Source organism: Actinomyces massiliensis 4401292, assembly GCF_000269805.1.
GTDB lineage: Bacteria > Actinomycetota > Actinomycetes > Actinomycetales > Actinomycetaceae > Actinomyces > Actinomyces massiliensis.
Genome location: NZ_JH711481.1, coordinates 1,424,756 through 1,437,216 on the forward strand (window position 1 = coordinate 1,424,756; position 12,461 = coordinate 1,437,216).

Below are 12,461 nucleotides of genomic sequence, written 5' to 3' on the forward strand. Positions count from 1 at the left end.
ACGGAGGAGAACCATGTCTCGCATTGGACGACTTCCCGTTCCGGTTCCCGCCGGAGTGGACGTCACCATCACGGGCAATGATGTGACGGTCAAGGGTCCCAAGGGCACCCTGTCCCGCACGATCGCCCAGCAGTTGAGCGTCACCCGCCAGGAGGACGGCTCCATCCTGGTCACGCGTCCCGACGACGAGCGCGAGTCCCGCTCGCTGCACGGCCTGTCCCGCACGCTCATCAACAACATGGTCGTCGGCGTCACCGAGGGCTATTCCAAGCAGCTCGAGATCGTCGGCACCGGTTACCGCGTTGCCCAGAAGGGCACCGGCATCGAGCTCTCGCTCGGCTTCTCCCACACGGTCTCCGTTGATGCCCCCGAGGGCATCGAGCTGAAGGTCGATGGAAACCTGAAGATCATCGTCTCGGGCATCTCCAAGGAGCAGGTCGGCGAGGTCGCTGCGAACATCCGCAAGATCCGCCCGCCGGAGCCCTACAAGGGCAAGGGCGTGCGCTACGCCGGCGAGAACGTGCGCCGCAAGGTCGGAAAGGCTGGTAAGTGACCATGGCTTACTCGATCAAGAGGACCAAGAAGTCCAAGGCTGTGGCCCGCAAGCTCCGTCACCAGCGCGTGCGCAAGCGCATCAACGGCACCCCGGAGCGTCCACGTCTGGTCGTCAGCCGCTCCAACCGGCACATGGTGGCGCAGGTCGTGGACGACACCATCGGCCATACGCTGTGCGCGGCCTCGACTCTCGAGGAGGCCGCCAAGGGCGTGGAGGGCCACAAGGTCGGCGCCGCCCACAAGGTCGGCGAGCTCGTGGCCGAGCGCGCCAAGGCGCTGGGTATCGAGGCGGTCGTCTTCGACCGCGGTGGCAACAAGTACCACGGCCGCGTGGCGGCCGTCGCTGAGGGCGCCCGCGAGGCCGGCCTGACGCTGTGAGCAAGACGACGAGAAAGCATAGGAGTATCTGATGGCTGCACCGCAGCGAGACAGGTCCGCGTCGTCCGACGGCTCGGGCCAGCGCGACAACGAGCGCGGAGACAACCGCGGTCGTCGTGACCGCAATGAGCGCCGCGATCGTCGCGACCGCGGCAACGACGACAAGTACATTGAGCGCGTCGTGACCATTAACCGCGTGTCCAAGGTCGTCAAGGGCGGCCGCCGTTTCACCTTCACGGCGCTGGTCGTCGTCGGTGACGGAGAGGGCACCGTGGGCGTGGGCTACGGCAAGGCTAAGGAGGTCCCCTCCGCCATCGCCAAGGCGGTCGAGATCGCGAAGAAGAACTTCTTCCACGTCCCGATGATCCGCCGCACCATCCCGCACCTGGTCCAGGGAGAGGACTCGGCCGGAGTCGTCCTCCTGCGCCCGGCGTCCCCCGGAACCGGTGTTATCGCCGGCGGTCCGGTGCGCGCCGTGCTGGACTGCGCCGGTGTCCACGACGTTCTGTCCAAGTCCCTCGGCTCCGCCAACGCGATCAACATCGTCCATGCGACGGTGGACGCGCTGAGCAAGCTCGAGCAGCCGGAGGCCGTCGCGGCGCGTCGCGGACTGCCCCTGGAGGACGTCGCCCCGCAGTCGATGCTGCGGGCCCGTGCGGAGGGCGAGGCCGACAAGCGCGTCGAGGCCGAGAAGAAGGAGGCCGCCAAGGCCGCTGAAGGAGTGGGTGCGTGATGGCTACCGCCAAGCAGATCAAGGTGACTCAGATCCGCTCGGGCATCGGCGGCACACGCCGTCAGCGCGAGACTCTGAAGTCTCTGGGCCTGCGCAAGATCCGCCAGTCCGTCGTCCGCGAGGACAGCGCGTCCGTTCGCGGCATGATTGCCAGGGTGGCGCACCTCGTCACCGTTGAGGAGGCCTGAGATGGCTGACACCAAGAAGACTGGGGGCGCGCCCGAGGAGAAGGTGCAGATCATCAAGCTGCATCATCTCCGCCCCGCCCCGGGCTCCAAGAAGGCCAAGACCCGTGTGGGTCGCGGTGAGGGCTCCAAGGGCAAGACCTCCGGTCGCGGCACCAAGGGCACCAAGGCCCGTCGGCAGGTCCGCCCCGGTTTCGAGGGCGGTCAGATGCCGCTGCACATGCGACTGCCCAAGCTGCGCGGCTTCAAGAACCCGAACCGCGTCGAGTACCAGCCCGTGAACGTCGGCCGCATCGCCGAACTCTTCCCGGAGGGCGGCACGGTCACTGTGGAGGAGCTCGTCGCCAGGGGAGCGGTTCGTCCGCGCCACCTCGTCAAGATCCTGGGCTCCGGTGATGTGGACGTCAAGCTCGACGTCGTCGCCGACGCCTGGTCCGGTTCCGCCAAGGAGAAGCTCGAGGCTGCCGGCGGCTCCATCGCCGCTCGCTGAACGCACGCGAGCACCTGAGCACGGCGCCCCGACCGGGGAGGGCAACAGGCCCGCCGGTCGGGGCGCCGCGTGTTCACCGTCAGCCACCTTCAACAGCTGTCAGCCACCTTCAGCTACTTTCAGACACTTTCAAACATTTTCAGCCACCGATAGCGTCCCCGCTCCGGCGGCGTGACCGATACCCCGTTGCGACCGGGCAACGACCCGGTAACAGCAGCGCGAGGCAGGGTAGGGTGTTCGGTGGTATTCGATGGCGTTCTTCCGGCGCCGCAGCGCCAGCGCCCGGAATGGGCGGAATGGCATCCTGAAAAACTTCCGTAATCAGAGGAGACCGAGTGCTCAGCGCGTTCATGCAGGCGTTCAAGACGCCGGATCTCAGGGCGAAGCTCCTCTTCACCCTCGGCATCATGGCCCTGTTCCGCCTGGGGTCGGTCCTGCCGACGCCGGGCGTCGATCTGGCCAATGTCAAACAGTGCATCGGTGAGAGCCAGCAGCAGGGCGGACCCGGCCTGCTGGGCCTCATCGACATCTTCTCCGGTGGAGCCCTGCTGCAGCTGAGCGTCTTCGCGCTGGGCATCATGCCCTACATCACCGCGTCGATCATCATCCAGCTCCTGCGCGTCGTCATCCCCCGATTCGAGGAGCTCTACAAGGAAGGGCAGTCGGGTACCGCCAAGCTCACCGAATACACGCGCTACCTCACCATCGGGCTGGGTCTGCTGCAGTCGTCCACCATCGTCGCCACGGCCGCCGCCGGCAGACTCTTCGGAACCTGCACCGTACCGATCGTTCCCAACAGCTCCGCCCTCAATCTGGCACTCATGGTCGTCACCATGACCGCCGGCACGGGCCTGATCATGTGGCTGGGCGAGCTCATCACCGAGCGCGGCATCGGCAACGGCATGTCACTGCTCATCTTCACCTCGATCGTCGCGCGCATGCCTCAGAACCTGCTGTCCATCGCGAAGGGCAACGGCGGCGTCTCCAAGTTCCTCATCGTCATCGCCGTCATTCTGGCGTCCACTGTCGCGGTGGTGTTCATCGAGCAGGCCACGCGCCGCATCCCCGTCCAGTACGCCAAGCGCATGATCGGCAGACGCCAGTACGGCGGATCGACCACCTACATACCCGTCAAGATCAACACCGCGGGCGTCATCCCGGTCATCTTCGCCTCCTCGATCCTCTCCATGCCGCAGCTGGTCGCCCAGTTCGGCAAACCCGACAGCTCATGGGTGCAGTGGATCGGGAAGAACCTCCACCAGACGGCGCCCCCCTATCTCGTCGGCTACGGGCTCCTCATCCTCTTCTTCACCTTCTTCTACACGGCGATCACCTTCAACCCCGAGGAGATCGCAGACAATATGAAGAAGTACGGCGGATTCATTCCCGGCATCCGGGCCGGTGAGCCGACGGCCAACTACCTCAGGTACGTCATCAACCGGGTGACGGTGGCGGGTTCGCTCTACCTCGTCGTTCTGGCCCTGATGCCGACTATTGCGGTCATCTGGCTCGGTCTGTCCCAGAACCTGCCCTTCGGCGGCACCACGATCCTCATTATGGTCGGGGTCGGGCTCCAGACGGTCAAGGAGATCAACTCTCAGCTCCAGCAGCGCCATTACGAAGGGTTCCTCTCATGAGCGTACGCATGGTTCTCCTCGGCCCCCCCGGGGCGGGCAAGGGCACCCAGGCGGCTCGGATCTCCGAGCGCCTGTCCATCCCGGCCATCTCTACCGGCGATATCTTCCGCGCCAATGCGTCGGGGGCCACCGAGCTGGGCAAGCAGGCCAAGCAGTACATGGACAAGGGCGAGTACGTCCCCGACTCCGTGACCAACGCGATGGTCAAGGAGCGCCTGGCTGCCGCCGACGCCGCCCAGGGCTTCCTCCTGGACGGCTACCCCCGCACCGAGTCGCAGGTCCATGAGCTCGACGCGATGCTGGCCGAAACCGGCCTCGCCCTCGATGTCGTCCTTGAGATCACGGCGGACGCCGAGGCCGTCGTCGCCCGTCTTCTCAAGCGCGCGACCGAGCAGAACCGCGCTGACGATACCGAGCCGGTGATCCGTCGTCGTCTTGAGGTCTATGCCGAGCAGACCGAGCCGCTGGCCTCGTTGTACGGCAGCAGGGGCCTGCTCGTGCGGGTCGACGGCATCGGCGATGTTGACGAGGTCACCGAGCGCATCATGACTGCGCTCGCCCCTTACGCGGCTGTCTGACCCGGCTCCCCGCGACCGCCCGGCCTCGCACAATGACGTGCCGACGCGTCCGGTCGTCGTTCCGCTTCCGCCACCACACGTAGGAGTAAGCGTGAGATTGCGCAACCGCATTGAGATCAAGACACCTGATCAGGTGCGTCATATGCGGCGCGCGGGCCTTGTGGTGGCTGATATCCATGCTGCTCTGCGGGAGGCGGTGAAACCGGGGGTGACGACCGGCCAGCTCGACGCCGTGTGCGCCGAGACGATCGAGCGCGCGGGGGCGCACTCCAACTTCCGGGGGTACTACGACTACCCGGCCACCGTGTGCGTCTCGGTCAATGAGGAGGTTGTGCACGGAATCCCGGGGGAGCGGGTGCTCCACGAGGGCGATCTGGTCACCTTCGACTGCGGCGCCTATGTCCTGGACGGGTCCGGCGTCCAGTGGCATGGCGATGCCGCCTTCACCACCGTCGTGGGCGGCCGCTATGCCAGTGACGCCGACCGGATCCTGGATGCGACGACTCGCCAGGCCTTGTGGGCCGCCATCGCGGCACTCGCCCGGGCAATGGCCGGTGATGACTCCGGGCGCGCCGGCCGCCTGAACACTGTCGGAGACACGGTCGAGGACGTGGTGGCGGAGGCCTGCAGTGAGCATGCGGTCTCCATGGGCATTCTGGAGGACTACGTCGGCCACGGGATCGGAACCGCCATGCACATGGCGCCCGATGTTCTGAACTACTCGGTCAAGCGCAAGGGGCCCCGCCTGCGGCCAGGGATGGTACTGGCGGTCGAGCCGATGCTCACTCTGGGAGAGCCCGAGGTCGAGGAGCTCGACGACGGGTGGACGGTGGTGACCGTTGATGGATCGCGCGCAGCCCAGTGGGAGCACACGGTGGCCCTGGTTCCCGGCGGCGTATGGGTTCTGACCGCCTCCGATGGCGGAGTCGAGGGACTGGACCCCTACGGGATCGAGCCGCGTCCGCTGCGCTGAGCCGCCGGCCGAGCGGCCGGTCGGCGGTGTGTGCGGAAACACCGCAGTCGTGCTCAATCTCGCATGGTGGTTCGCGGGCAGCCTGTCGTATCCTTAGCAGTCGGTGCGCCAGGCGGTCCGGCGCGCTCTTCCCCAGAGGCCGTGCGGGAAACCCGTGACGGCACTGGCGGGGCGACGGGCCCGAGAGCGCGTCACCCCGACGGCGACGTCGTCGGAGGAACTCGAGCGAGAAAGCACCGGCGGAGGAACATGGCTAAGAAGGACGGCGTCATCGAGGTCGAGGGTTCGGTCGTCGAGGCCCTTCCGAATGCGATGTTCCGGGTGGAGCTGAGCAACGGGCACGTCGTGCTCGCGCACATCTCCGGAAAGATGCGGCAGCACTACATCCGCATCCTCCCCGAGGACCGCGTAGTCGTGGAGCTGAGCCCCTACGACTTGTCCCGTGGTCGCATCGTCTATCGGTACAAGTGACAGTTCTCCCCTGACGGGGATGACGGAGGAACATCATGAAGGTCAAGCCGAGCGTTAAGAAGATCTGTGACAGCTGCAAGGTGATTCGTCGCCACGGCCGCGTCATGGTCATCTGCTCCAACCCGCGGCACAAGCAGCGTCAGGGCTGAGCCCTCGCGCATCCGGCCACCGCGTCTGTGGCCGCACCAGCATCCGCTCCAGCGGTCGCCGGCTCGCGCCGGACCGCAACCCCCGGTTCCTGGAGGCCGGGGCCGTCAAGAAAGACGGAGGGGCGGGTGACGACCTCCGGGAGCACAACAGGAGAACCACCACCGTGGCACGTATTTCCGGTGTCGATCTGCCTCGCGAGAAGCGAGTCGAGGTCGCTCTCACCTACATCTTCGGGATCGGCCGCACCCGTGCGGGCGAGACCCTTGCGGCAACCGGAGTCAACCCGGACACCCGCGTCAAGGACCTCACTGAGGACGAGCTGGTCGCGCTGCGCAATCACATCGAGGCGACCTACCGAGTGGAGGGCGACCTCCGTCGTGAGGTTCAGGCCGACATCCGTCGCAAGATCGAGATCGGCTGCTACCAGGGCCTTCGCCACCGCCGCCATCTGCCGGTCCACGGCCAGCGGACCAAGACCAATGCGCGCACTCGCAAGGGTCCCAAGCGCACTGTGGCCGGCAAGAAGAAGGCCAAGTAAGCAGCAACCCGGGCCCCGCCCAGGGGCCGGGGCGACGACCTCACCGAAGAAGAAGGAAGAATGCCTCCCAAAACCCGCTCCGCTGTGCGCAAGCCGCGCCGCAAGGACCGCAAGAATGTCACGCACGGCCACGCCTACATCAAGTCGACGTTCAACAACACGATCGTGTCTCTGACCGACCCCCACGGCGCCGTCATCGCATGGGCCTCCTCCGGGCAGGTCGGTTTCAAGGGCTCTCGCAAGTCCACCCCCTATGCCGCTCAGCTCGCGGCCGAGGCCGCCGCCCGCCGGGCCCAGGAGCACGGCATGAAGAAGGTCGACGTCTTCGTCAAGGGGCCGGGATCTGGCCGCGAGACCGCGATCCGCTCTCTTCAGGCCGCCGGCCTCGAGGTCGGCTCCATCACGGATGTGACCCCCCAGGCTCACAACGGCTGCCGCCCTCCGAAGCGCCGCCGCGTCTGAGACATCCTGGGAGTCGGCGTCCTCGCCCCGCTGGAGGGCCGGGGGCGCCGACCGCTGAACAGGTCCATCCCGCCGGGGTGGGCCGGCGGTCGTCCGGGAACCGTCCCGGCGGCGGCCGCACCATGAGGAACGGCGTCATATAGCGGGCGCCGCGACGAAAGGAAACCCAGTGCTCATTGCACAGCGACCCGCGCTCTCCGAGGAGGTCGTCGAGGAGAACCGCCGCTCGCGGTTCGTCATCGAGCCTCTTGAGCCCGGTTTCGGATACACACTCGGAAACTCTCTGCGCCGCACCCTGCTGTCGTCCATCCCGGGCGCGGCCGTCACCTCCGTGCGCATCGACGGGGTTCCGCACGAGTTCCGCACCATCGCCGGAGTCAAGGAGGATGTCACTCAGATCATCCTCAACATCAAGGAGATCGTGCTCTCGAGCGAGAACGACGAGCCGGTCGTCATGTACCTGCGCAAGTCCGGTCCGGGCGCCGTCACCGCCGGCGACATCACTCCTCCGGCCGGCGTCGAGATCCACAACCCGGAGCTGGTGATCGCCACCCTCAACGAGAAGGGCAAGCTCGAGATCGAGCTCACGGTCGAGCGCGGTCGCGGTTACGTGTCGGCCAACCAGAACAAGGATCCGAACGCGGAGATCTCGCGGATTCCCGTGGATTCCATCTACTCGCCGGTCAAGAAGGTCTCCTACTCCGTCGAGGCCACCCGAGTCGAGCAGCGCACCGACTTCGACCGTCTCATCGTCGATGTGGAGACGAAGGCCTCCATGACGCCCCGCGATGCGCTGGCCTCCGCCGGCAAGACGCTGGTCGAGCTCTTCGGGCTGGCGCGTGAGCTCAACGTCGAGGCTGAGGGCATCGAGGTCGGCCCCTCTCCCATGGATCAGGCTCTGCAGCAGGATCTGGCGCTCATGATCGATGAGCTGGACCTGCAGGCGCGATCCTCCAATGCTCTCAAGCGCGAGGGCATTCACACGGTCGGCGAGCTCGTCGCGCGCAGCGAGGCGGACCTGCTCGACATCCGCAACTTCGGTGCCAAGTCGATCTCCGAGATCAAGGAGAAGCTGGCCGAGCTGGGCCTGTCCCTCAAGGGCTCCCCGGTCGACTACGTCTCCGAGGACGACTACACCAGTCCCACGTTCAGCGACGAGCAGCACTCCTGAGCCCGTCCGTCATTTCACTAGGAGACAATCATGCCTCGCCCCACCAAGGGTCCCCGTCTGGGCGGCAGTGCCCAGCATGAGCGCCACATGCTGGCCAATCTTGCTACGCAGCTCATCGTCCACGAGTCGATCACGACGACGGAGGCCCGCGCCCGCCGCCTGCGCCCCTATGTCGAGAAGCTCATCACGAAGGGCAAGCGCGGTGACCTTCATGCCCGCCGCACGGTCTTGAAGAAGGTGACGGATAAGTTCGCCGTCTACCGGCTCTTCGAGGTGCTCGCCCCCCAGTTCGAAGGGCGCAACGGCGGCTACACCCGCATTACCAAGACCATGCCGCGCAAGGGCGACAACGCTCCCATGGCCGTGATCTCGCTCGTGCTCGAGCCCGTGGCCAAGAAGGAGGTCGTGGCCGACGCCGTCGAGACCGCGAAAAGGGCGGCTGCCAAGGCCGTGAAGGAGCCCGCTGGCACGGCTGCAGACGAGGTCGCCGCGAAAGACGACGACGCCTGAGCTCTTGTTCATGGTGTGGGGCCCGGCCGCTGAATAGCGGCCGGGCCCCACAGATGTCTTTCGGGTCTCAAAATCACATGTTTGTCGTGACAAGGCTCACGTTTGAATTTGCTGAAGCGGCTCTATTCGGTTTCTCTTTGGTCACGATCGCGATACGCTGAACCGGTAACTCAAGTTGCGATCAACCCCGATGGAGTTCCCATGCCTCTAGCAAGAACAATTGCCAGCAGGTCGGCCACCCGTTCCCTGGCACGGCGTCTGGTCGGCGTGTTCGCCGCCACCGGTCTCGCCACGACCCTGGGCTGGGCCGCTGTGGCCGCGCCCGTGGCTCAGGCCGATGACCCGGCACCTGTTGACGTCACCAACGTCGTCACGAAGTCCAAGCAGGCCGAGGCCTGGCAGGAGATCGAGGTCAATGCGGATTGGAGCGCCAATTCACCTCGGGCCGGGCAGACCCTGACGGTCGACCTCGGCGAGGGCCTGCACTGGGCGAGCGGCGTTGACTTCAAGCTCGTCAAGAAGGACGACGAGAGCGTCACCCTCGGCGACTGCAGTGCCGCCATCAACTCCCAGCACCTGACCTGCACCCTCAACTCCTCCGTCGAGCAGTGGGACCACGTCGACGGCACCCTGTGGGCCCGCGGCCAGCTCACCACTGACCTCATTGGCAAGACGGAATCGTCTGTTGTCGTCAATGGCAAGACCTTCCGGGTCGTTCCGGGAGACAGCGACGGCGACGGCGTCTGCGACACCGACCACTGCGACGGCGTCATCCCCGAGCAGCCCCGGAAGGAGCTCATCAAGACCGGTTGGCTGAGCAATGTGAAGGACGGCGCGTACACCTGGACCTGGGGCGTCAACGTCTACGGCTCGACCTCCTACACGGTCGTCGACTCCGACGCCGCCTACGACACCGTCGAGTGCACGGACACCGACTGGTCCAACAAGTGGAAGCCCCAGGACGCCAAGTACGACAAGGACTCCCACACGGTGACCTGGACGGTCAGCAGCCCCGAGACCGTATGCCGCGTCTTCTACATGTCGACCTCGACCGCTGACTCGAAGGACAACACGGCCACGGTGAACGGCCAGAGCCTGTCTGCCACCGCCAACGCGGTCGCAGTTGGTCGAGGCGATGGCAATGGCACCACCAACCCCGCGCCTGCCCCGACCCCGAGCACCACTCCTGCCCCGACCCCGAGCGACGACTCCACGCCGGTGCCGACCCCGAGTGAGACCTTCGCCGCCGGCGCTCCCGTTGAGCCCGCCCCGCCGGTCAACGCGCCCGCCCCGGGTGAGGGTGAGCCCGCTCCTGAGAAGCCTGCGGCCCCCACTGCGGCTGCCTCGAAGGCTCCTGAGGAGGCCAAGAAGCCCGCGCTGGCTCACACCGGTGCCGCCGCCGGCACGGCCGGCCTGGTCGCCGTCGCCGCGCTCGCCGCTGGTGGTCTCGGCCTGACACTGTCGCGCCGCCGCAGCGCCTGAGCTGACTGAGGCGCTCGCAGCGCACTCGGTGCACTCAGCGCATTCGAATATCGGTCCCCCGACCCGCATGGGTCGGGGGACCGATCCGTTCATGTCATGGCTCTTTCATGGCTCTGCCATTCCAGTCATGCCCCGGCCATGTCCCAGCACCGTGCGCCTCCGGTCATCCCGGCCTCGTTGGGGACGACGACGACGTCGTCGCCGATGCGGTTCAACTGGAATGCGGTGATGCGGCGGGAGTTGCCGCCGCCGAGGTACAGACGGTCCCACATGTACATGGGCCGCAGCGCATCGACCACTCGGCGCACGCGACGCGACCAGTGCGCGTCGCCCAAGCGCAGGCGCTCGTGCTCACCGATGTAATCGTCGTAGGACAGGCCCCACCGCACCGGTCCCTGGGAGACCTCGACGTGCGGGGCGAGGACTCCGTTGTCGAAGACCGCGTTGCCCAGCCCTGTTCCCAGCGTCACGATCATTTCGTGCCCATGGCCCGTCACCACTCCGCAGCCGGCCACTTCGGCGTCGTTGAGAATGAGAGAGGGGATGCCGAGGCGGCCGCTGATCGCCGCTCCCATGTCGAAGCGTGCCCATTGCTCGACCAGGTCGGGCAGGATCCGCGACCGGGGGCCGTCCCTGGTGATGTAGTGGGGTGTTGCGATAACAACGCCATGGCGGATCATTCCCGGCATGCCCACTGTCGCCCGGTCGGCGCCGGGCAGTTGTTCCGCCAGCCCCGCGATGGTCTCGACCAGCTTGGTCGGAGGCAGCGGGTAGGGGGTGGGGGTGCGCACCGCGCGAGAGACGATGGCGCCCTCGGCGTCGAGCACCGAGGCCTTGATACCGCCTCCGCCGCAGTCGACGGAGAGCGTGGAGATCGTGGTCACGGGGATGACGCTACCGTCGATCGGCCTGATGCGTCCGGTCACGGCGCGCGGCATGATCCAATGGCGCCATGACCGAGACTCCTTCCACTCCTGAGGGGCCGGAACCGCATGTCCTCCGGGTGCGCCTGGACCTGGCCTACGACGGCTCCGGCTTCAACGGCTGGGCCGCGCAGCCGGGCCTGCGTACCGTCGAAGGCGTCCTCTCCGAGGCTTTGCAGACCGTCCTGCGGGAGCCCGTGAGACTGACCGTGGCGGGCCGTACCGATTCCGGCGTCCACGCCGCCGCACAAGTGGCGCACCTGGATGTGAGCGAGGATGCGTGGTCGGCTCTGCCCGGGCGCTCTGGACGGTCTCCCGAGGCCGCCCTGCTCACCCGCCTGACGGGCGTCCTGGCACATGAGGCTCGAGACGGCCTGCCCCGCGCCCCTAGAGGCGCGTCCGACATCGTGGTGACCGGCGTCCGCGTCGTGCCCGCCGCGTTCGACGCGCGTTTCTCCGCCCTCGACCGCCGCTACACCTACCGGATCGCCGACGCCGAGTCTCCCCGTGATCCTCTGCGCCGAGGGCACGTGCTGTGGATGGCGGAGCGCCTCGACGTCGACGCCATGGCCGCCTCGGCCGCCCCCCTGCTCGGCGAGCACGACTTCCTGTCCTACTGCAAGCCGCGAGACGGTGCGACGACCATCCGCACGCTGCGCCGCCTGGCCTGGCGGCGGGTGGCCGCTGGAGCTCCGGGCGGGGACGCCGGTCTCGTGGTGCTCGAGGTGGTGGCCGACGCGTTCTGCCATTCCATGGTGCGCTCGTTGGTCGGGGCCGGGCTCGCTGTCGGGCGAGGGCGCAGGCCCGCCGCCTGGCCCGGCGAACTGCTCGCGGCGCGGACCCGGGATGACGCGGCCCCTGTGGCTCCGGCCCATGGGCTCACCCTGGAGGACGTCGTCTACCCGGCGGATGATCAACTCGCCGCCCAGGCCGAGCGCGCTCGAGTCATGCGGCGCCTCACCTGCTGAGAGCGGCCGCAGTGCGCCCCGATAGTGAAAATGGCTGAAGGGGTGCATATGCGAAACAGGAATACATATTCATTTCATGATCTCCGCGTCCTGAAAAAATCAAAACTTCAGGTGTTATAAAGATGATTGTGGCGAGCGTTTCTTTGTGCGCACAATGCGCTTGCGACTTTCCGGTCTGGCTCGGAATCACGCAATCGCAGAATCGTAGAATCGCAGAATTGCAGCCGACTGCAGAGCCGGGGTGGGGGGTGCCCCTG

Annotated in this window: 16 protein-coding genes and 1 pseudogene; 16 read left to right on the forward strand and 1 reads right to left on the reverse strand. The window is 66.7% G+C overall.

Going from position 1 to position 12,461, the window contains the following annotated elements; genetic code table 11:
- The first annotated feature begins 13 nt into the window (after positions 1 to 13).
- The 15 genes and pseudogenes from rplF (at position 14) to W5W_RS0106065 (ending at position 10,313) form a co-directional block, all read left to right on the forward strand.
- Positions 14 to 553 carry a 50S ribosomal protein L6 gene (gene rplF, locus W5W_RS0105995; protein ID WP_017194739.1) on the forward strand — a complete coding sequence of 180 codons (540 nt, stop codon included), beginning with the start codon at positions 14 to 16 and terminating at the stop codon, positions 551 to 553.
- 2 nt (positions 554 to 555) lie between these two features.
- Positions 556 to 933, forward strand: a complete 378-nt coding sequence (gene rplR, locus W5W_RS0106000; RefSeq protein WP_029574108.1) for a 50S ribosomal protein L18 — start codon at positions 556 to 558, stop codon at positions 931 to 933.
- Between the two features lie 31 nt (positions 934 to 964).
- On the forward strand, positions 965 to 1,666 hold the full coding sequence (gene rpsE, locus W5W_RS0106005; RefSeq protein ID WP_008729404.1) for a 30S ribosomal protein S5: 702 nt from the start codon (positions 965 to 967) through the stop codon (positions 1,664 to 1,666).
- On the forward strand, positions 1,666 to 1,854 hold the full coding sequence (gene rpmD, locus W5W_RS0106010; protein WP_008729409.1) for a 50S ribosomal protein L30: 189 nt from the start codon (positions 1,666 to 1,668) through the stop codon (positions 1,852 to 1,854). The genes rpsE and rpmD overlap by 1 nt, the downstream gene beginning before the upstream one ends.
- Before the next feature lies 1 nt (position 1,855).
- On the forward strand, positions 1,856 to 2,341 hold the full coding sequence (gene rplO, locus W5W_RS0106015) for a 50S ribosomal protein L15 (protein WP_017194741.1): 486 nt from the start codon (positions 1,856 to 1,858) through the stop codon (positions 2,339 to 2,341).
- A 335-nt stretch (positions 2,342 to 2,676) separates the two neighbouring features.
- Positions 2,677 to 3,978 (forward strand): preprotein translocase subunit SecY, encoded by a 1,302-nt coding sequence (gene secY / locus W5W_RS0106020; protein WP_008729393.1) that lies wholly within the window; start codon positions 2,677 to 2,679, stop codon positions 3,976 to 3,978.
- Positions 3,975 to 4,556, forward strand: coding sequence for an adenylate kinase (locus tag W5W_RS0106025; protein ID WP_232611346.1), 582 nt, complete (start codon positions 3,975 to 3,977; stop codon positions 4,554 to 4,556). The genes secY and W5W_RS0106025 overlap by 4 nt, the downstream gene beginning before the upstream one ends.
- A gap of 91 nt (positions 4,557 to 4,647) precedes the next feature.
- Positions 4,648 to 5,529 carry a type I methionyl aminopeptidase gene (map, locus tag W5W_RS0106030; RefSeq protein WP_017194742.1) on the forward strand — a complete coding sequence of 294 codons (882 nt, stop codon included), beginning with the start codon at positions 4,648 to 4,650 and terminating at the stop codon, positions 5,527 to 5,529.
- A 249-nt stretch (positions 5,530 to 5,778) separates the two neighbouring features.
- A complete protein-coding gene (gene infA, locus W5W_RS0106035) occupies positions 5,779 to 6,000 on the forward strand; it encodes a translation initiation factor IF-1 (RefSeq protein WP_003781847.1) in 222 nt (73 codons plus the stop codon).
- A gap of 35 nt (positions 6,001 to 6,035) precedes the next feature.
- Positions 6,036 to 6,149 (forward strand): 50S ribosomal protein L36, encoded by a 114-nt coding sequence (gene rpmJ / locus W5W_RS0106040; RefSeq protein WP_008729428.1) that lies wholly within the window; start codon positions 6,036 to 6,038, stop codon positions 6,147 to 6,149.
- Positions 6,150 to 6,313: 164 nt separating this feature from the next.
- Positions 6,314 to 6,688 (forward strand): 30S ribosomal protein S13, encoded by a 375-nt coding sequence (gene rpsM, locus W5W_RS0106045; protein WP_017194743.1) that lies wholly within the window; start codon positions 6,314 to 6,316, stop codon positions 6,686 to 6,688.
- Between the two features lie 60 nt (positions 6,689 to 6,748).
- Positions 6,749 to 7,150, forward strand: coding sequence for a 30S ribosomal protein S11 (gene rpsK / locus W5W_RS0106050; protein ID WP_008729415.1), 402 nt, complete (start codon positions 6,749 to 6,751; stop codon positions 7,148 to 7,150).
- A 169-nt stretch (positions 7,151 to 7,319) separates the two neighbouring features.
- Complete coding sequence (locus W5W_RS0106055) at positions 7,320 to 8,321, forward strand: DNA-directed RNA polymerase subunit alpha (protein ID WP_008729413.1); 1,002 nt, start codon at positions 7,320 to 7,322, stop codon at positions 8,319 to 8,321.
- 30 nt (positions 8,322 to 8,351) lie between these two features.
- A pseudogene (rplQ, locus tag W5W_RS14730) lies at positions 8,352 to 8,828 on the forward strand (50S ribosomal protein L17); the annotation flags it as partial.
- A gap of 204 nt (positions 8,829 to 9,032) precedes the next feature.
- Positions 9,033 to 10,313 (forward strand): Ig-like domain-containing protein, encoded by a 1,281-nt coding sequence (locus W5W_RS0106065; RefSeq protein WP_238533269.1) that lies wholly within the window; start codon positions 9,033 to 9,035, stop codon positions 10,311 to 10,313.
- A 125-nt stretch (positions 10,314 to 10,438) separates the two neighbouring features.
- Here W5W_RS0106065 and W5W_RS0106070 read toward each other — a convergent pair whose 3' ends face one another.
- Entirely contained in the window at positions 10,439 to 11,197 is a 759-nt protein-coding gene (locus tag W5W_RS0106070) for an ROK family protein (RefSeq protein ID WP_029574110.1), read from the reverse strand.
- A gap of 68 nt (positions 11,198 to 11,265) precedes the next feature.
- Between W5W_RS0106070 and truA the strand changes: the two genes are divergently transcribed.
- Entirely contained in the window at positions 11,266 to 12,204 is a 939-nt protein-coding gene (gene truA, locus W5W_RS0106075) for a tRNA pseudouridine(38-40) synthase TruA (protein WP_008732072.1), read from the forward strand.
- Positions 12,205 to 12,461 lie beyond the last annotated feature (257 nt).